Annotated in this window: 19 protein-coding genes and 1 tRNA gene; 16 read left to right on the top strand and 4 right to left on the bottom strand. The window is 71.9% G+C overall.

The features are described 5' to 3' along the window. The first annotated feature begins 111 nt into the window (after positions 1–111). The gene (locus ACIRPK_RS19260; protein ID WP_403040289.1) at positions 112–294 is read left to right on the top strand and encodes an acyl-CoA carboxylase epsilon subunit; all 183 of its coding nucleotides are present in this window, start codon (positions 112–114) and stop codon (positions 292–294) included. A 102-nt stretch (positions 295–396) separates the two neighbouring features. Continuing rightward, the gene (locus ACIRPK_RS19265) at positions 397–675 is read left to right on the top strand and encodes an acyl carrier protein (protein WP_403040292.1); all 279 of its coding nucleotides are present in this window, start codon (positions 397–399) and stop codon (positions 673–675) included. Between the two features lie 89 nt (positions 676–764). On the opposite strand, the gene ACIRPK_RS19270 is transcribed toward ACIRPK_RS19265, so the two are convergent. From ACIRPK_RS19270 to ACIRPK_RS19285, 4 genes are all read right to left on the bottom strand, one after another. After that, the gene (locus ACIRPK_RS19270) at positions 765–2,126 is read right to left on the bottom strand and encodes an MFS transporter (RefSeq protein WP_403040295.1); all 1,362 of its coding nucleotides are present in this window, start codon (positions 2,124–2,126) and stop codon (positions 765–767) included. A gap of 82 nt (positions 2,127–2,208) precedes the next feature. Beyond that, complete coding sequence (locus ACIRPK_RS19275; RefSeq protein ID WP_403040298.1) at positions 2,209–3,339, bottom strand: fatty acid desaturase family protein; 1,131 nt, start codon at positions 3,337–3,339, stop codon at positions 2,209–2,211. A 246-nt stretch (positions 3,340–3,585) separates the two neighbouring features. Then, positions 3,586–3,750 (bottom strand): hypothetical protein, encoded by a 165-nt coding sequence (locus tag ACIRPK_RS19280; protein WP_403040301.1) that lies wholly within the window; start codon positions 3,748–3,750, stop codon positions 3,586–3,588. A 40-nt stretch (positions 3,751–3,790) separates the two neighbouring features. Further along, entirely contained in the window at positions 3,791–4,789 is a 999-nt protein-coding gene (locus ACIRPK_RS19285; protein ID WP_403040303.1) for a DUF2156 domain-containing protein, read from the bottom strand. 178 nt (positions 4,790–4,967) lie between these two features. Between ACIRPK_RS19285 and ACIRPK_RS19290 the strand changes: the two genes are divergently transcribed. The 14 genes from ACIRPK_RS19290 to ACIRPK_RS19355 all read left to right on the top strand — a co-directional run bounded on the left by ACIRPK_RS19290 (position 4,968) and on the right by ACIRPK_RS19355 (position 18,771). After that, a tRNA-Arg gene (locus ACIRPK_RS19290) sits at positions 4,968–5,056 on the top strand. Between the two features lie 73 nt (positions 5,057–5,129). Beyond that, positions 5,130–6,083, top strand: coding sequence for a diacylglycerol/lipid kinase family protein (locus tag ACIRPK_RS19295; protein ID WP_403040306.1), 954 nt, complete (start codon positions 5,130–5,132; stop codon positions 6,081–6,083). Positions 6,084–6,157: 74 nt separating this feature from the next. Then, on the top strand, positions 6,158–7,627 hold the full coding sequence (locus ACIRPK_RS19300) for an MmgE/PrpD family protein (protein WP_403040308.1): 1,470 nt from the start codon (positions 6,158–6,160) through the stop codon (positions 7,625–7,627). Between the two features lie 185 nt (positions 7,628–7,812). Continuing rightward, a complete protein-coding gene (locus tag ACIRPK_RS19305; protein WP_403040533.1) occupies positions 7,813–9,390 on the top strand; it encodes an aldehyde dehydrogenase family protein in 1,578 nt (525 codons plus the stop codon). A 26-nt stretch (positions 9,391–9,416) separates the two neighbouring features. Beyond that, entirely contained in the window at positions 9,417–10,556 is a 1,140-nt protein-coding gene (locus ACIRPK_RS19310; protein ID WP_403040311.1) for an acyl-CoA dehydrogenase family protein, read from the top strand. 38 nt (positions 10,557–10,594) lie between these two features. Continuing rightward, positions 10,595–11,899 carry an aspartate aminotransferase family protein gene (locus ACIRPK_RS19315; RefSeq protein ID WP_403040535.1) on the top strand — a complete coding sequence of 435 codons (1,305 nt, stop codon included), beginning with the start codon at positions 10,595–10,597 and terminating at the stop codon, positions 11,897–11,899. 2 nt (positions 11,900–11,901) lie between these two features. Beyond that, entirely contained in the window at positions 11,902–12,390 is a 489-nt protein-coding gene (locus ACIRPK_RS19320; protein ID WP_403040314.1) for a type II toxin-antitoxin system RatA family toxin, read from the top strand. Positions 12,391–12,491: 101 nt separating this feature from the next. Further along, positions 12,492–13,049 (top strand): hypothetical protein, encoded by a 558-nt coding sequence (locus ACIRPK_RS19325; RefSeq protein ID WP_403040317.1) that lies wholly within the window; start codon positions 12,492–12,494, stop codon positions 13,047–13,049. Continuing rightward, complete coding sequence (locus ACIRPK_RS19330; RefSeq protein WP_403040319.1) at positions 13,046–13,624, top strand: flavin reductase family protein; 579 nt, start codon at positions 13,046–13,048, stop codon at positions 13,622–13,624. The genes ACIRPK_RS19325 and ACIRPK_RS19330 overlap by 4 nt, the downstream gene beginning before the upstream one ends. Further along, entirely contained in the window at positions 13,621–14,607 is a 987-nt protein-coding gene (locus ACIRPK_RS19335) for a VlmB-like protein (protein ID WP_403040321.1), read from the top strand. The genes ACIRPK_RS19330 and ACIRPK_RS19335 overlap by 4 nt, the downstream gene beginning before the upstream one ends. Continuing rightward, positions 14,604–15,644 (top strand): beta-ketoacyl-ACP synthase III, encoded by a 1,041-nt coding sequence (locus ACIRPK_RS19340; RefSeq protein ID WP_403040324.1) that lies wholly within the window; start codon positions 14,604–14,606, stop codon positions 15,642–15,644. The genes ACIRPK_RS19335 and ACIRPK_RS19340 overlap by 4 nt, the downstream gene beginning before the upstream one ends. A 55-nt stretch (positions 15,645–15,699) precedes the next feature. Beyond that, complete coding sequence (locus ACIRPK_RS19345; RefSeq protein WP_403040327.1) at positions 15,700–15,930, top strand: acyl carrier protein; 231 nt, start codon at positions 15,700–15,702, stop codon at positions 15,928–15,930. Beyond that, a complete protein-coding gene (locus ACIRPK_RS19350) occupies positions 15,930–17,150 on the top strand; it encodes a beta-ketoacyl-[acyl-carrier-protein] synthase family protein (RefSeq protein WP_403040330.1) in 1,221 nt (406 codons plus the stop codon). The genes ACIRPK_RS19345 and ACIRPK_RS19350 overlap by 1 nt, the downstream gene beginning before the upstream one ends. A gap of 109 nt (positions 17,151–17,259) precedes the next feature. Then, positions 17,260–18,771 carry an APC family permease gene (locus tag ACIRPK_RS19355; protein ID WP_403040333.1) on the top strand — a complete coding sequence of 504 codons (1,512 nt, stop codon included), beginning with the start codon at positions 17,260–17,262 and terminating at the stop codon, positions 18,769–18,771. The last annotated feature ends 4 nt before the right edge of the window (positions 18,772–18,775 follow it).

The following is an 18,775-nucleotide window of genomic DNA, read 5'->3' on the forward strand; positions in this document are numbered from 1 at the left end:
GCCGAAACCCGCACCGTCCTCGCCTCCGCCCTCGCCATGCTCCGCACCAAACACGCCGACCTGCCGAGCCGCAAGCACGGCAACCCGCCGATGTAGTCGAGGAGACCAGCCATGACCATCACTGTCACCCGGGGTTCGCTGACCGACGAGGAGATCGCCGCGCTGACGACCGCCCTCCTCAGCCGGAGCGCGGCTGCCCGGGCGGCCGCCCCGGCGGAGGCCGTCGTCGAGCGGCAGCGCGCCTGGCACCGCACCGACTACGCGCCGCCGTCCAGTTGGCAGACGGCGGCCTGACGTGCGGGGCCGCGCTCCGCGGAGGGTGTCCAGGATTGTTCGAGCGGCTCTTTAGTGCGCCGGTGCACCCTGCGGCGAGACGCCACTGCGAAGGAGCATCTGATGACAACCTCAGGTTCGGTTGATCGAGAGCAGGACATCAAGAGCTGGCTGACCGAGCGGCTCGCCAGCCACCTTTCCCGACCGGAGTCGGAAATCAACGCGGAGGTGCCGTTCGTGGAGTACGGCCTCGACTCCGTCGCCGCGCTGAGTCTGTTCGGCGACATCGAGGAGAAGTTCGCCCTCTACCTCGAGCCGGCGGTGGCCTGGGAGCACCCGACGGTCACCGCGATGGCCGCATTCCTGGACCAGGAGCAGCGGGCCTCCGCCAACGTCGGCTGACCCGTACGCCAAGGCCCGTTCACCCCGTCCTCGGACGGGGTGAACGGGCCTTCTGGGTATGCCTTCCGACACCGGGCCGGCCTGACGGGTCAGGCGTCCACCGACTCCCCGGTGGTGCGGCCGCCGAGCAGCAGCACGGTGGCGGTCAGCAGCCCCATCGCGGTGGCGATGACGGCGAACAGCGGGCCCGCGCCGTGTGACTGGAGGACGGGCAGCAGGACGAACGGAAGCGCGGCCGCGCTGAGCTTCGACAGCGAGTACGCCGCACCGGACGCGGCGGCGCGGATCGCGGTGGGGTACTGCTCGGCGAGGTACACGTGGGAGACGGTGGAGAAGACGTTGCTCGCGACGGTGTAGCCGAAGCCGAACAGCACGACGAGCTCCACCGAGCCCGCGTAGGCGAAGCCCAGCCCGGCCAGCGCCATGGCCACGGCCGAGAGCGCCACCAGGACCTTCCGCTCGACCCGGTCCATGATCGGCACGGACAGCAGCGAGCCGATCGGGTAACCGACGAAGGAGAGCGCGGTGTAGCCGAGGCCGGCCACGATGCCGTAGCCCTTGGCGGCCAGGATCTGCGGGGCGAGCGCGCCGAAGCCGTAGTAGCCGATCACCGACAGGATGCAGAAGATCCAGAGCATCGCGGTCCGTCGGAGGTACGGCGGGCGGAAGATCTCCCGCACCCGGGCCCGGACGGTGAGCGGCTCGGCCTGGACCGGACCGACCACCACCTCGGTGGCCGGACGTCCCTCCAGGCGGGCGACCAGCAGCTCGGCCTCGGCGTGCCGGCCGACCGAGGCGAGCCAGCGCGGTGACTCGATCAGGTTCCGCCGCAGGACCCACACCACGGCCGAGCCGAGCGAGCCGAGGATGAACAGCCAGCGCCAGCCGGCGATCCCGAGCGGCGTCAGCGGTACCAGCCAGAGGGCGGCGAAGCCGACGGCCGGCACGCCGCAGAACGCGATGGTGTAGGCCCAGGCGGTGTACCTGCCCCGCTTGCCGGCGGGCAGTACGTCCGCCAAGTAGCAGTCGGAGAGCGCCTGTTCGGCGCCGATGCCGATGCCGGCCAGGAACCGGGTGGCGATCAGCCACTCGGCGTCGGGGGAGAAGGCGCCGAGCAGCGAGAACCCCGAGTACAGCGCCAGGTTGATCAGGAAGGCGCGGCGCCGTCCGATCCGGTCGGCCACCCGCCCGAGGACCAGGGCGCCGATGAACTGGCCGACGAACGCCGAGGCCAGTACCAGCTTCAGGGTGTTGCCGCCGAACGCGAACTCGTGCTGGAGGACCTTCGAGATCGTCCCGGAGAGGTTGTTCTCGAAGGTGTCGAAGAGCAGGCCGACGCCGACGATGGCGGTGAGCCTGCGGTGGACCGGGGTGATCGGCATCCGGTCGAGCCGGGTGCCGATCGAGGGCCGGGCCGCCGGCCCCGCCACGCGGATGGATTGGTCGAGCATGGGAACGTACCGGCTCCTCTGCTGAACCGCCCCGGCACGTCGGCCGGGGCGGTGGGTGGTCGGGGTCGAAGGACGGGTACGGTCAGGCGGCCCGCAGGGCCTCGGCCGCGAGCGCGTCGCCCTCGCCCCGTCGGACGGGTGCGCTGACCTCGTGCAGGAAGCTCGCGACCTCGCGGTACGAGGCCCAGAAGCCGACCTCGCGGTACGGCACGCCGCGCTCCGCGCAGTACTGCATGGTCAGCTCCCGCGCGCGGGCCAGGTGCTTCTGCGCCATGGCGGGGAAGAGGTGGTGCTCCACCTGGTAGTTGAGGCCGCCGTAGAGGAAGTCGATCAGCGGCGAAGGGTTGATGTTGCGTGAGGTGAGGACCTGGCGCTCCAGCCAGTCGAGCGTCTCCTCCTCGCCGTCCCGGACCTCCATGCCCTTGTGGTTGGGGGCGAAGAGCATGCCGAAGTACACGCCGAGCACGGCCGTCTGGACCAGGATGAAGGCGACGCCCAGCGCCGGCGGCAGCACCACGAACACGGCGCCCAGGTAGAGCGCGGCCCGCAGCGCGATCAGCGCGGACTCCAGCACCGGGTACTTGGTCTCGCCCTTCGCGATCGCCTTGACGGCGGTCCGCTGCATCTTGAAGCCCTCGAGGGTCAGCAGGACGAAGAACAGCACGCTCTGGTAGCGCACGATGAAGCGCTGCACACCCCGGCGGGTGGCGTACTGCTTGATGTCGAAGATGGCCGTGCGGCGGCCGATGTCGGGGTCGAGCTCCAGGTGGTTGGGGTGGCTGTGGTGCCGGTTGTGGTGGTTGACCCACCAGCCGTAGCTGACCCCGTTCACGAAGTTGGCGTGGAAGTAGCCGACGATCGAGGCGGCCTTCTTGCTGCGGAACATCGACTTGTGGCCCGCGTCGTGCCACATGAACGAGCTCTGCGCACCGCACAGGCCCATCCAGGCGGCGACCAGCAACTGCCACCAGGAGTCACCGAGTTCGAAGAAGGCGACCAGGCCGCCCAGGATCATGGTGGTGTTGAGGACCAGCCGCCGGACGTAGTAGCGGGGGTCGAAGTCCAACAGTCCCTCGGCCTTCACCCGCTTCAGCAGCTCGGAGAAGGTGGCGGAGGCCCCGGCCCCCGCCGCAGCGGCCTGCTTCGGGGCGCCGGGAGCGTCGAGGGTGTCGAGGGCGCCAGGTTCGGCCTGGCTGACGTGCGGAGACTGCATGCCGTGAGCTCCTTGGGGCAGGCGCCCGGTCGTGGCTGACGGCGCTGCCGTCAAGTGACGCGAGGCGCGGCGGGAAGGTGGGATCCGCTGGCGGCGTACGGGCTCGGGTGGCCGAGAGGCGCGAAGATCGCGGTGCCGGACGCCGGACAGGGCCCAGAATCCGGCACCGCGCTGATGCGGTGCTGATCTGTCCCTGACCCGGCGTCACCATCCGTGCCGGTAGCCGCTGGTGGGGCGGGGGGACGTTCAGGCCGCGACCGACTCGGCGGCGAGCCGCTCGTCGAGGGTGCGGACCACCCGGTCGGCGGCCCGGGCGACCTCCAGGTCGTCCGGTGCCCCGATGATGGCCATGAACGCCTCCACCAGGGACTGCTTGAGCGTGTCGGTGTCGGGTGCTTGCTGCTCGGACATCCGGGGTTCTCCTCTTGGGGTGCGATCGGAAGGCGTCGGGTCAGAAGGCGTTGCAGGCACGGAAGATGTGCGCGAAGGAGGCGAGCGAGGCCGGCCCGTCGAACGCGACGTACTCGGGAAGCAGCACGTCCGGTGCCCACTTGTCCTTGTAGGCGAGCTGGGTCTGGGCCGGGTAGATCGCCTCGCCCTCGGCCCACAGGAAGTGCATCAGCCACTGGAACGAGGCGCTGTGGCCCGGGAGTTCGTGGGCCGCGTCCAGGCCGGTGAACGGGGTGAAGCCGAAGTGCAGCCAGTCCACCCCCTCGCTGCGGAAGACGTCGATGGCGGAGGAGTTGATCGCCTCCATCAGGCCGGGCGAGCCGCCCGGGATCCGGCGGCTCAGGTCGTGCATCCAGCCGGCCCGGCTTCCGTACACCGGCGAGTACGAGATGTAGCCCACCGGGGCGCCGTCGATGGTGCCGACGAAGAGCCGGCGGTGCGACTGGACGGGACCGCCGATCTGGCCGACCAGGAACTCCAGTTGACGGGCGTGGTCGCCCTTGGAGCCGAGCCAGGCCCCGTCGATCTCCTGCAGCGCGCCCTCCCACTGGTCGGCCGGGACCTCCTGCACCTGCAGGCCGTTGCGGAAGGCCCGGGAGATCTTGTTGCGCAGCTGCATGAACCGTGAGCCGCGCAGGGTGAAGTCGGGCAGGTGGACGGCCCAGGACGCCCCGAGCTGGTTCACCGTGAAGCCGCGAGCGGCGTAGTGGTCGGCGTCCTGGCGCTGCAACTGGACGCTCACCAGCTGGAGTTCCTGCTCCCGGGCGAAGGCGGTGAAGCGGTCGAGCAGCGGGCCGTACGCCTCGGGGGAGGCGAACGGGCCGCCGAACTGGACCAGGTGGCGGCCGGTGCGGCGGTAGACGATGACGCCGTCGGTGCCCGGGACGGTGAACACGCTGTTGCCGCTGTTGAGGGCGAGGAAGGCGCTGGGGTTCTCGGAGCCGGTGTGGCTGCGAACGGCCTGGAGGACCGGATTGTCGGTCTCGGTGGCGGTTGACATCAGGCGTCGGTCCCTTCCGGATCGAATGTGCGGTGAGAGAGAGTAGAGCACCTGGAAATGGCGTCGGGAAAGGGGTGGAAATGTCTTCCGCGGTACGTCAGCAGGGCGTCAGGGGGATATCAGGGACGGCAGGCAGTGTTATCCCTGTGAACGGCACGGGGAACCGGGTCGGGAACAGGGAGAGGTGCCCGGAGTGGTTTATCGGGGGCCGGGGCTTCGGCTCCGGTCGGGTTTCTGCCCGCGCAGGTTCGAATCCTGCCTTCTCCGCGTCCGAATCGGCCGTCGGCTCCCGCCGGCGGCCGATTGAGGCTGTCGGCATCGTGTCTGGAGACTTGTGAGCATGGGATCCGCAGCTGTCCGGCAGCCCCGGCAGGCCCTGATCATCGCCAACCCGACCGCGGGGACCACGCATGCGGCACTGCTCGAAGAGGTCACCGGGCTCTGCGCGGCCCGGTTCGACTCCGTCGTCCTGCACCACACCACGCACCGGGGCGACGCCACCGACACGGTGCGGGCCGCGCTCCGGGGCGAGAGCGACCTGGCGGTCCCGGACCTGGTGGTCGCGGTGGGTGGCGACGGCACGGTGCGTGAGGTGGTGGAGGGGATGACCCGGCCCGGCCACGGGACGGCGGCCGCCCTCGCCATCGTCCCGGCCGGCACCGGGAACTCCGACTACCGGATGCTGTGGGGCGAGCGCCCCTGGGCCGAGGCGCTCACCGCGGCGCTGGACGGCGCGGGCGAGGCGGAGCTGCGCCGGATCGACCTGGCCCGGCTCGCGGAGACCGACGAACTGGTCCTGCTCGGGGCCTGCTCCGGGGTGATCGCCGAGGCGCTGGTCACCGCGCGGGGCATCCCGCTCACCGGACGGGCCCGCTACGCGAGGGCCTTCGCCGACACCGCCGCGGCGTTCACCCCCTACCCGGGCCGGGTCACCGTCGACGGAGTCGTGCTGCACGAGGGTGACACCGTGCTCGCCAACGTCGGTGGCGGCCGCTACCGCGGTGGCCAGTACCAGGTCCTGCCGCACTCGGAGCTCGACGACGGCCTGCTCGACGTCTGCGTGATCGGCGCCGAGGTGCACCCGACCCAGGTGCCCGAACTGACCCGGGAGGCCCGCCACCTCGATCTGCCGGGGGTCGCCTACGGGCGGGGCCGGAAGATCGTGGTCGAGCGACTGGACGCCACGCCGCTCTGCTTCGAGCACGACGGCGAGCTGCAGGAACGCCGCTGGCCCTCGATGACCCTCGAAGTCCTGCCCGGCGCCCTCCCGGTCTGGGGCTCGACCCGGCGGTAGACCTCGACAGTGCAACTGGCTGCGGCCCCGGGGCCGTTCAGTGCCGGGCCGCCCGATCCTCAGGGAGCCCCACCGTGCCCGTCCTCAAGGAACTCGCGACATGGGCGGCCTGGCTGCGCCCGGAAGACATCCCCGACCGGGTGCGCTCGCTGGCGGCCAGTCAGGTGCTCTCCCAGCTGGCCTCGATCCGGGCCGGCGCCGAGCATCCGCTCGGCCGCCGGATGATCGAGGCCTTCGGCCCGCCGCTGCAGCACGACGCCCGGCTGTCCGCCTGTGTGCTGTCCGGGCTCGGGTCGTTCCTCAACCTGGACGACACCGCGTACGCGGGCCATCTCTCCAACTCCACCGTCGCGGTGCCGCTCGCCTACGCGTACGACCGTCGGCTGGACGGCGCCGCGCTGGTCGCCGCCGTGGTCGCCGCCAACGAGTGCGCGGCCAGGATCACCGCTGCCGCCACCCTCGGACCGCTGCGTGGCCACAGTGCGGTCCACACCCACCTGGCCGGGGCGGTCTGCGGCCGGCTGCACTGCGAGGGCGCCGACGACGTGGTGTGGACCAGTGCCGTCGGCCTGGCCTTCGCGATGCCCAACTGGCCGCTGATGCGGGCCTTCCTGGCCAGTGACGCCCGACTGTTCAACTCCTTCACCCCCGTCCGCACCGCGATGGACGCCTGTGACGCGGCCCGGGTGGGCCTGCGCGGTGCGACGGACATCCTGGAACACCCGGACGGCTTCCTGGACCGGTTCTCCGCCGTCCCGCTGCCGGACGCGGTCAACGCCGGTCTCGGCGAGCGGTGGCACACCGAGACCCTCTCGTTCAAGATGCACCCGGGCGGCCCCGGCGTGGACGCCGCGGTGGACTGCGCTGCCGCCCTGCGCCGGGAGTTGGGCCCGATCCGCCCCGACGAGATCGCCGAGGTGGTGGTCGAGGCGTCGCTGTACACGCTGTTCGCCGGCCGCAAGGCCGCCTCGTACGTGGTCGGCCCCGGATCACCGCTCGGCGCGCTGGTGCTGCACACGCCGTACCCCGTGGCCACCGCGCTGCTCACCGGCGGGCTCACCGTCAACGACTTCTCGGCGCCGCTGCTGAACGACCGGGGCCGCTGGCAGGTCGCCGAACGCGTCCGGCTGGTCCACGACCCCGAGTTCACCAGGGCGCTGTTCGCCTCCGAGGCCCCGTTCGGCGAGGCACTGCGGCAGGCCGGGGACGCGGCCGAGCCGTGGCTGCGCGAGTTCGCGGGCGAGGCGGAGGCGAAGCTCGCGGTGGACGCGGCGAACAGCCGGGAGTCGGGCGACTTCTCGGCGTCCACCAAGGCCACCGGAGCCCGGGTGACGGTCCGGCTGACCGACGGTCGTACGGCCTCCCGGGAGCGCCTCGTCCCGCTGGCGGCGGCCGGCCCGCACACCCGGGCGAACCACGCCGAGCTGATGCGGGAGAAGTTCGTCGAGTTCGGCGGCGCCAAGGACGTCGCGGCCGCCGCCGACCGGCTGGACGCGATGACGGCCGACGAACTGCAGGAGTGGATCTCCGCGGCCCTGCGCTGATCAGCTCCGCGTCAGCGGGGGGTCAGAATGCTCTGTCACCATCAATTCGCTTCAGCCAAAGAATTCCTCGGAAAGGCCTGATGATGCTTCTTGACGAATCGGCGGTGGGAATCGTCTCCGGGAATTCCGGTGCTCCTGGTGCCGCTGCCGAAAACGGGCGGGAAAAGCCGCTCCGCAGCTATCCGCTGTATATCGCCGGAAAGGACATCGACGGCGACGGATGGGTCTACACGGTCAGTGCCAGGTCGCTGCTGGAGGACGTCTTCACCAGCGTCAGCCTGAAGCGCGCCCTGGAGCAGGACCCGGACTCGGACGCGGCGGACCACCCGTACGTGGTGGGCCGGTGCGCCATCGCGAGCAACGAGGCGATCGACCTGGCGACCGAGGCGGCCGCCGCTGCCGCGCCCGGTTGGGCGGCCGTGCCGCTGGAGCGCCGGATGCGGCTCGGCACCCTCTTCCGCGAGGAACTGATCCGCCGTCAGGACGAGTTCATCGACATGCTGGTCTCCGAGGCGCACCCGGTGCGGCTGGCCCGCTGGGAGCTGAGCTGCCTGCTGCAGGTCTACAGCGAGGAGAGCATCTACTGGTACCGCCAGCGGATGCACACCGAGTTCGAGCACGCCGGCCGCCGGCTGATCGTCCGCCGCCAGCCCGACGGTGTGGTGGGCTTCAACCCGCCGCAGAACGCCCCGGCGCCGAGTGCCGCCCTGGCCGTCCTCGCGCTGATGGCCGGCAACGCCGTCGTGGTGCGCGCCCCCCGGAGCATCCCGCTCAGCACCATGTGGATCCTGCGCGACGTGGTGGCGCCGCTGCTGGACGAGGTCGGTGCTCCCCCCGGTGTGCTGAACGCGGTCTGCAGCAACCCGAAGCAGACCCTGGACCGCTGGGTGGAGAGCCCGCTGGTCAACGACATCTTCTACATCGGCGGCAGCCAGGAGGGCCTGCGCTTCCAGGAGCAGTGCGTGGCGCACGGCAAGAAGCCGATCCTGGAGCTGGCCGGGAACGACGGCATCATCGTCTGGGAGGGCGCGGACCTCAAGTACGCGGCCGAGGCGATCGCCGAGTCCTTCTACGGCTCCGGCCAGATCTGCATGGTGCCCAACTACGTGCTGGCGCACCCCGCGATCGCGGACGAGCTGATCGAGGAGGTCAAGAAGCAGGTCGCGACCGTGCTGCCGGGTTACCCGGAGGACGAGAACGTGCTGCTCTCCCCGGTCCGGCGGAGCGAGAAGTTCTTCGCCCTGCTGAAGCAGTCGCTGGCCCGGGGCTCCGAGATCGTCACCGGCGGCGAGCGCACCGAGCTGGACGGGACCCCGTCCGAGACCGGCGTCTTCCTGCAGCCCACGGTGCTCCGGGTGAACGGTCTGGCCGGGGCGCGTGAGCACGACGTCGTCCGGCACGAGACCTTCTTCCCGCTGCTGCCGATCGTGGTGCCGGACGCGGGCGACAACGACGAGTTGCTCGACAGCTTCATCTCCTTCGTCAACAGCAACGAGTACGGCCTGCGCAACTCGCTCTGGGCCAAGTCCGCGCGGGTGATCAACGCCTTCGTGCAGCGCGTCACCAACGGCGGCCTGCTGAAGATCAACGACTCGCACATCGGTTTCCTGCCGTACCTGCCGAGCCACGGCGGCACCGGCCTGACCGGCGGCGTCTACGGCGAGGCGAACTACCCGATGCTCAAGACCTCCCACATCCAGGGCGTCAGCATCGCCCACGACGTGAGCCCGCGTGAGGCGGTCTTCGGCTCCACCCCGTCCTGATCACCCACGACCGGAGGTTCTCTGCCGTGCGCTCCCTCGATTCCGCCCGCGAGACCTGCGAGCGGTACCACCCCGGGCTGATCAAGGCCCTGGCCGACATCCCCTACGCCGAGCGGGAGGCACCGGGCAGCCCGGTGATCGACCTGTTCCGGGCCCATGGCGGGGTCGCCCTGCTGGTGCCGACCCAGTACGGCGGCCACGGGGCCGACCCGGTCGAGGCGGTCCGGGTGCAGCGGGCGGTCGGATCGCTCTCGCCCTCGCTGGCCGCCGCGGTGACGATGCACCACTTCACCGCCGCGATGCTCTACTCGCTGGCGGACGACACCGGCCGGCTCACCCCCGCGCAGCTCGACCTGCTGCACGGCGTGGTGCCCGACCAGCGGGTGATGGCGTCCGGCTGGGCCGAGGGCCGGACCCAGCAGAACATCCTCACCCCGGTGGTCGCGGCGGTCCCGGTCGACGGCGGCTACCGGCTGGGCGGCTCCAAGAAGCCGTGCAGCCTGGCCCGTTCGATGGACCTGCTGACCGCGAGCATCACCGTCCCGGGCGCGGACGGCAGCCCGGAGATGGCGCTGGCCCTGGTGCCGGTGGGGTCCCCTGGGCTCACCGTCCACCCGTTCTGGGCCAACGACGTGCTGGCCGCGGCGGAGAGCGACGAGATCCGCTTCGACGACGTCTTCGTGCCGTCCGACCTGGTCATCCGCACCTCCGAGGCCGACCCGCACCGGATCGACGATCTGCAGACGGCCGGCTTCGTCTGGTTCGAGATGCTCATCTCGGCCGGTTACGCGGGCACCGCCTCCGCACTGGTCGAGCACGTGCTCGAACGGGAGAAGGGCGGGACCAGCGAGCGGGCTGCCCTCGCGGTCCGGGTGGAGGCCGCGTTCGCCCTGCTGGAGGGCACGGCCCGCGCGGTGCGGGACGGAGTGGCGGGTGAGGAGGCGGTCGCCCAGGTGCTGGTGGCCCGGTTCGCCGCCCAGGAGGCGTTGTCCGAGGTCGCCGCCCAGGCCCTCGAACTGCTCGGCGGGCTGGACTTCATCCGCTCCTCCGAGCACGCCCGACTCGCCACCGCGGTACGGCCGCTGGCCTTCCACCCGCCGTCCCGGAGCGGCGCGGCCGAGCCGCTGCTGAAGTACTTCGGCGGCGGCCCCCTCGAACTCTCCTGACCGACGTACGCCCTGAAAGGGAGTCATCCGTGACCGTGATGCAGACCGCCCCGATCAACGCCGGAAGGGTCGACGCCGGCGGCGTCGACACCGAGGAGAGCATCCTCAACCTCTACCGGGCCCACCTCAGCAAGGGCCGGGCGACCCTCGCCGAGCTGTTCGGCAGCCACATGGAGGTCGAGTCCTCCGGCGCCTGGGTGACCGCCAGCGACGGTGAGCGCTTCCTCAACGCCGGCGGCTACGGCGTGTTCATCATGGGTGCCAGGCACCCGATCGTGATGGAGGCGGTGCTCCGTCAGCTGACCACCCATCCGGTGGCCACCCGCATCCTGCTGGAGCCGACCGTGGCCCGCGCCGCCGAGGCGCTCACCTCGATCACCCCGCCAGGACTGGACCGGGTGCACTTCGCGCTCTCCGGTGCCGAGGCGGTGGAGACCGGCCTCAAGCTGGCCCGCGCCAACGGCTACAAGCGCACCGTCTCGATGCGCGGCGGCTACCACGGCAAGACCCTCGGCGCGCTGTCGGCGACCGCCAAGGAGGTCTACCAGGCGCCGTTCCGCCCGCTCATCCCGGACGTCTCGCACCTGCCCTTCGGCGACCCGGACGCGTTGCGCGACGAGCTCCGCGCGCACCCGGGCCAGGTCTGCGTGATCCTGGAGCCGGTCCAGGGCGAGGGTGGCGTGATCATCCCGCCGAAGGGCTACCTCAAGCAGGTCGAGGAGCTGGTCCGGGAGTTCGACGGTTTCCTGATCCTGGACGAGGTGCAGACCGGCTTCGGCCGGCTCGGCGAGTGGTGGGGCGTCGACACCGAGGGCGTGCAGCCGGACGTGCTGCTGGCCGGCAAGGCGCTCGGCGGCGGTGTGGTGCCGGTGTCGGCGGCCATCGCCACCCGGAAGGCGTTCAAGCCCTTCGACAAGGACCCGTACATCCACACCGCCACCTTCTCCGGACAGCCGCTGCTGATGGCCGCCGTCCAGGGCGCCGTCCAGGCGATCAAGGAGGAGCGGCTGGTGTCCAGGGCGATGGACCTCGGTTCCCGGCTGCTGCCGCGGATCGCCGAGATCGCCTACCGCAACATCCCCGAGCTGGTCGTCGACGTCCGGGGCCAGGGTCTGCTGATCGGGGTGGAGCTGGTCGAGGCGGGCCTGGCCGGAGAGCTCCTGATCGAGCTCTTCAACCACGGCGTGGTGGCCAACCACTCGATGAACGGCAGCTCGGTGGTCCGGTTCACCCCGCCGGCGATCCTGACCGACTCGGAGGTCGAGTTCCTGCTCGACTCCTTTGACAAGGCCACCCTGGACCTGGTCCGGGGCTCGGCCAAGATGCCGGAAGGCGGTAACTGACCGTGCGACACGTCGAACTCGACGCCGTAGTGCGCAACGACAAGGCCGAGGACGTCTTTACGGCCGTGGCGAAGTGGGAGCGCTACCCGGAGCTGGCCCCGCACGTGCGGGCCACCACCGTGCACTCCACCCTGCCCGAGCCGGTGGGCAGTTCCAGCTGGGAGCTGCACTTCCGCAGCGGCCTGCTGCGCTGGACGGAGACGGACACCTTCCACCAGGACCGGCTGGAGATCCACTTCGAGCAGACCGACGGCGACTTCGACAGCTTCGTCGGCAGGTGGGTGCTGCGCCAGGACGGCGCCGACGTCGCGGTGCACTTCGAGGCGGACTTCGACTTCGGCATCCCGAGTCTCGAGGGCATCCTCGACCCGATCGCCGAGCGGGTCATCAAGGAGACCGTGGCCTGGGCCGTCACCGGCCTGTTCGCCGACACCGCCGTCCTCGGCGACCACGGGCTCGCCGAGCCCCAGCCGGTGGCCGCCGCGGGCTGACCGACCGGCGGCGGTGCCGGGACCCCGCCCGGCACTGCCGCTCCCGCCCACGACCCTTCCCCGCACCTCGAACCCGCCACGCTGCTCCAGGAGTTGAAACAGTGGACCAGGCCAATCCCTTCGAGACCCCGAGCACCTTCTCCCTGCACCGCGCCGAGTACCTGGTCGGCTTCGCGGTCAGCACCGGGCTGCTCGCCGCGCACCTCGGCGAGATCCGCTGGCTGCCGGCGATCGGGCTGTTCCTCTACATCGACCTGATCGGGTACATCCCGGGCGCGCTCGCCTTCAAGAAGGCGGGCGGCCGGCCGATCTCCAAGACGTACTACGTGCTCTACAACGTCATGCACAGCCTGATCACCCAGGCGGCGGTCGCCGCGCTGTGGTGCTGGCTGGTCGAGCCGGAGTGGGCGCTGCTGGTGCTGCCGTTCCACCTCTTCGGCGACCGGGCGCTGTTCGGCAACTTCATGAAGTCCTTCGCGCTGCCCTTCGAGCCGGTCCGCCAGCAGGGCTACCTGCGGCTGCTGGACGACCTGGGCCTGCCGCACCCCAAGCCGGTCGGCCACGCGATGACGCCGACCCCAGTCGGGCACGTCCCGGCAGCCGCCGCACCGCAGGTCCGGGAGGCCAGGGAGCTGGTCGCCCAGGAGGTGGTCCGGTGAGCACCACGGCCGAGCCGATCCGGCGGACCACCGCCGACCCGGTCCAGCGGCGCCGCGCCCTGCGTCATCTCGCCTGCCCCGTCTCGGTGCTGACGGTCAGTCATCAGGGGCGGCTGCACGGCACCACGGCCAGCCAGGTCACCACCGTCTCGCAGCGACCGCTGATCGTCGGCGCCAGCCTGAAGGCCGGCTCGGTGCTGGCCGAACTGGCGGCCGGGGCGGGCCGGTTCGGGATCAACGTGGTCGGCGGCGGCCAGAGCGGCACGGCCCGCTGGTTCGCCGACAGCTCCCGCCCGGACGGCGCCGCGCAGTTCGCCGGGCTCGACTGGCGGCCGGCCCGGTACTCCGGGGCGCCACTGCTCGACGGCGCACTCGCGCACATCGACTGCCGGGTGGCCGGCCGGATCCGGGTCGGCGACCACGAGGTGCTGCTCGGCCGGGTGGTGCACGCCACCGCGGGCGAGGGCGAACCCCTGCTCAGCTTCGCCGGCGGTCTGTACGTCGGCGCGCTCCTGCCGGTCCCCGTCCAGGGGCCCGGTGTCAGCGGAACCAGGAAGGAGAACGTGGGACTATGACCAACACCGTGGCGCACGAAGCCGGTTGGGACACCGCACCCGGGCTGCTGGACGGGGCGAAGCACCTCACCCTCGGCCCGGAGCAGTGCAATCTGGCCTACTGGTTCACCGAGGTCGCCCAGGGCACGCTCCGCGACCGGGGCGAGACCGGGCACCACAAGGACGCCGGTGTGCCCGACTTCCTGAAACAGCCGGGCCCGCTGCGCGACGCCCTGGTCCTGGAGTTCGGCTACCGGAGCCTCTCCGAGGAGATCGCCACCCGGCTGCTGGCCCACTACGTGGCCATCGCGCCCGGCATCCCGGAGCTGGAGTTCTACGCCACCCAGCTGATCGACGAGGCCAGGCACGCCCGGGTGTTCCGCAACCACCTGGTGGAACTCGGCCTCCCCGCCGCCACCCTGGTCAAGGACATCGACGAGATGGCCGCCGACTACCGGCGCCGGGTGCTCCAGCCGGTGGAGGACTTCACCCTGGAGATCGTCCGCGACCAGGCGGACTTCATGGGCGGCGTCGCGGTCTTCGCCATCGTCATCGAGGGCGTGCTCGCCCCCGCCGCCGAGCTGAGCGAGCGCAAGTGGACCCCGCTGTCGCCCGCCACCGGCGAGATCTCCCGGGGCACCGCGATCGACGAGATCCGCCACCTCACCGTCGCCAGCACGATCCTGAAGGACCATCTGGCGGCCGAGCCCGGGTACCGGCCGAGGCTGCTGGAGATCCTGCGGGCCGGCGTCAAGCTCTGGGACGAGGTGCCCGACAAGGAGTTCGTGATCCACCGGGAGGAGCTCTTCCAGCAGGGCATGGCGGAGCACGCCGACCGGATCGGCGACCACGAGATCTGGCCCGGCGTCCGGATGCTCGACACCACCCCCGAGCAGCGCTACGACATGGCCGAGCAGTGGACCGACGAGATGGCCGCCGAGCGGATGGCGTACATGGGCCTCCCGGTGGAGGTTCTCAGCAGCACCGGGGGTGACGCGGTATGACCATCGGCCTGGCGGACCCGAGTCTGCGCCCAGGACCGCCGCAGGGCCGCGCCGCGGTCATCGTCGGAGTCGGCGCCTACGTCCCACCGGACCTGGTCAGCAACGCCGACCTGGAGTCCCGGCTGGACACCTCGGACGAGTGGATCCGTACCCGCACCGGGATCTCCACCCGGCACGTGGTCTCGCCCGGTACCGCCACCTCCGACCTCGCGGTGGAGGCCGGCCGGCGGGCCCTCAAGTCGGCCGACGACTCGCAGGTCGACGCGGTGGTGCTGGCCACCACCACCCCGGACCGCCCCTGCCCGGCCACCGCGCCGGAGGTGGCGGCCAGGCTCGGCCTCGGCGGTGTCCCGGCCTTCGACGTCTCCGCGGTCTGCACCGGCTTCCTGTACGGGCTGGCCACGGCGGCGGGCCTGATCGCCTCGGGCATCGCGGAGCGCGTCCTGCTGATCGCCGCCGACGCGTTCACCACCATCATCGACCCGACCGACCGCACCACCGCCGTGATCTTCGCCGACGGCGCGGGCGCGGTGGTGCTCCGGGCCGGCGAGAGCTGGGAGCCCGGCGCGGTCGGCCCGATCGTGCTCGGCAGCGACGGCGACCAGAGCGATCTGATCACCGTCCCGGCCGGCGGCTCGCGCCAGCGCTCCTCCGGCGAGCCCGCCAAGCCCGGTGACGAGTTCTTCCAGATGGCCGGCCGGGCGACGTACCGGCACGCCGTCGAGCGGATGACCGAGGCCTCGCTGCAGGCCGTCGCCGCAGCCGGCTGGGCCATCGAGGACGTGGACCGGCTGGCGGCCCACCAGGCCAACGCCCGGATCCTGGAGGCGGTCGCCGACCGCCTGGCCGTCCCCGCCGAACGCAGGCTCTCCAACATCGCGCGGGTCGGTAACACCGGCGCCGCCTCGATCCCGCTGCTGCTCGCGCAGGCGGTCGAGAACGGCGGGTTGGAGGCCGGTCAGCGCGTGCTTCTCACCGCGTTCGGCGGCGGGCTCGCCTGGGGCGCCGCCACCGTCACGTGGCCCGCACTCGGCTGAGCTCCACCCCACCAGCAAGCTCCCGAACGACCCCAACTCCCGAAAGGCCCTGATCATGTTCGAGATGCTCAAGGAAATCCTGGTCAGCAAGCTCAAGGTGATGCCGGAGCAGGTCACCCCCGAGGCCACCAAGGAGGACGTCGAGCTCGACTCGCTCGCCGTCGTCGAGCTGTCGCTGCTGCTGGAGGCCGAGCTCGGCATCTCCATCAGCGACGACCAACTGCTGGAGGCGGAGACCATCGGTGAGATGGCCGCCCTGATCGAGGAAGCGGGCGCACGGGTCTGATGGCCGGCATCGACGTTGCAGTGACCGGCCTGGGGCTGGTCACCCCCGCCGGCATCGGGGTCGCCGCGAGCTGGGCGGGCGTCTGCGACGGCCGTCCGACGGCCGCGCTCGACCCGGTGCTGGACCGGAACCCGGTCCGGATCTCCTGCCGCGTCCCGGGCTTCGACGCCGCCGAGCTGCTCGGCGGCCGTCGGGCCCACCGGCTGGACCCGTTCACCCAGTTCGCCCTGGTGGCCGCCCGGGAGGCGATCGCCGACGCCGGACTCGACCCGCAGACCTGGGACGGCGCCCGGGTGGGCGTCGTCCTGGGGTGCGCCGACGGCGGCCCCGGGACGGTGGAGGCGCAGCACCGGGTGCTGGTGGAGCAGTCCGCCGCCCGGGTCTCCCCGCTGCTGCTGCCGATGCAGCTGCCCAACATGCTGGCCGGGCAGACCGCGATCGAGTTCGGCGCCACCGGCCCCAACCTGGTGGTGGCCACCGCCTGCGCCTCGGGCGCCACGGCCATCGGCACCGCCCGCGACCTGCTGCTGCTGGACCGCTGCGACATCGTGATCGCGGGCGGCAGCGAGGCGATGATCACGCCGCTGGTGATGGCCGGCTTCGCCCAGATGGGTGCGCTCTCCCGGCGCCAGGACGACCCGGCGGGTGCCTCCCGGCCGTTCGACGTCGACCGCGACGGCTTCGTCGCGGGCGAGGGCGCCGGCGTGGTGGTCCTGGAGCGGGCGGCCGACGCCCGGGCGCGCGGCGCGCGGATCCGGGCCCGGATCGCCGGGTACGGGGCCACCGCCGACGCCCATCACATGACCACCCCGCACCCGGCGGGCCTCGGCATCGAGTCCGCCGTCCGGGCGGCGCTGGCCGACGCGGGGGCCGGCCCGGGCGACGTCCGGCACGTCAACGCGCACGGCACCTCCACCCCGCTGAACGACCTCGCCGAGGCCCGGATGATCCGCCGGGTGTTCACCGACGACCCACTGGTCACCTCCACCAAGGGCGTCACCGGCCACCTGCTCGGCGCGGCGGGTGCGGTGGAGGCGGTCTTCACGGTGCTCTCGGTGGAGCAGGGCGTCGTCCCGCCCACCGCCAACCTGCGCACGCTCGACCCCGAGATGGAGATCAAGGTCGCCACCTCGGCCACCGGGACCCGGGTGGAGTTCGCGCTGAGCAGCTCGCTGGGCTTCGGCGGACAGAACGCCGTCCTGGCGATCGCCGCCGCCTGACCAACCCTCCGGACGGGCCTGCGCCCGGGGCCCCACACCCGGCCGCAGGCCCGTCGTCATGCCCTCCCCGATCCACCGTCCTTTGGCGCCCTCCCTCCTAGGAGCCCCGATGACCGTCACCAGGCCCTCGGCCAGATCAGCGAGCGCGGCCGCTGCGGCCGGTTCGCCCTCCTCCGGACGTCTGACCACCAGTCACATCGTCTTCCTGATCGTCGCCGCCGCCGCACCGCTCTCCGCCATGGTCGGCACCGTCCCGCTGGCCTTCGCCATCGGCAACGGCGCCGGCGTCCCCGCCGCGTTCGCGTTCGCCGGGGTGACCCTGCTCTGCTTCTCGGTCGGCTACGCGGTGAGCGCCCGCCGGACCGGCGGTTCCGGCGGTTTCTACGCCTCCATCGCCGACGGGCTCGGCCGCCCGCCCGCGGTGGGCGGCGGCTTCATCGCCCTGCTCGCCTACAACTGCGCGACCATCGGTCTGGTCGGCGCCCTGGGCTACTTCACCCAGCTCGTGCTGGCCGACCACGGCCTGGACCTCCCGTGGGAGCTGTGCGCCGCGGTCGGGCTGGCGGCCGTCGCGCTGCTGGGCTACCGCGACATCGCGGTGAGCGCCCGGGTGCTCGCCGTCCTGATGATCGGTGAGATCGGCGTGCTGGCCGCGCTGGACCTCGCCGTCCTCGGCCGGCACGGCACCGCCGCCCTGCCCACTGCCTCGTTCTCCCCGGACGTCGTGTCCGGCCCCGGGCTCGGGGTCTCCCTGATGTTCGCGTTCGTCTCCTTCATCGGGTTCGAGTCCGCCGCGCTGTACGGCAAGGAGGCCAAGGACCCGCGGCGCAGCGTGCCCCGTGCCACCTACCTGGCCGTCCTGCTGATCGCCGGGTTCTACGCGCTGACCAGCTGGGCGGCGGTGGGCGCGATCGGCGCCGACCAGGTCCGCGAGGTCTCCTCCGACCAGTTGGGGGAGCTGTTCTTCACCCTGGGCACGGACTACCTCGGCTCGACCGGCGCCACCCTGCTCCAGATCATGCTCTGCACCAGCCTGTTCGCCGCCACCCTGGCCCTGCACAGCGCGGCCAACCGGTACACCCAGGTGCTGGCCGCCGACGGGCTGCTGCCGGCCGGGCTGGCCGTGGTGCACCGCAGGCACGCCTCCCCGCACCGGGCCAGCGTGGTCCAGAGCGTGGTCAGCGCCGTCGCGGTGACCGGCTTCGCCCTCGCGGGCCTCGACCCGTACGCGGACCTGACCACCAGCATGCTCGGCCTCGGCACCCTGGGCATCGTGGTGCTCCAGGCCCTGGCCGCGCTGTCGGTGCTCGGCCTGGCCCGGAAGGGGCTGCGGCTCGGCTGGTGGCAGGGTGCCGTCGCCCCGCTGCTCGGCTTCCTGGGGCTGGCGGCCACGGTCTGGCTGGTGGTCGGCAACTTCGAGCTGCTGACCGGCACCGGGAACTCGCTGGTCGCCGCGCTGCCCTGGGTGGTCCCGGTGGTGGGCGCGCTGGGGCTCGGCTACGCCTGGTGGCTGCGGTCCGCGCAGCCGGCCCGGTACGGGCGGCTCGCGCAGAGCCACCGGGCCGTGGCACCGCTCACGGAGCCCGTCCAGCCGGTGAAGGTGCCCGCTTCCGTCTCCTGAGAAC

The sequence above is a fragment of the Kitasatospora sp. NPDC101801 genome, from assembly GCF_044766665.1.
GTDB lineage: Bacteria > Actinomycetota > Actinomycetes > Streptomycetales > Streptomycetaceae > Kitasatospora.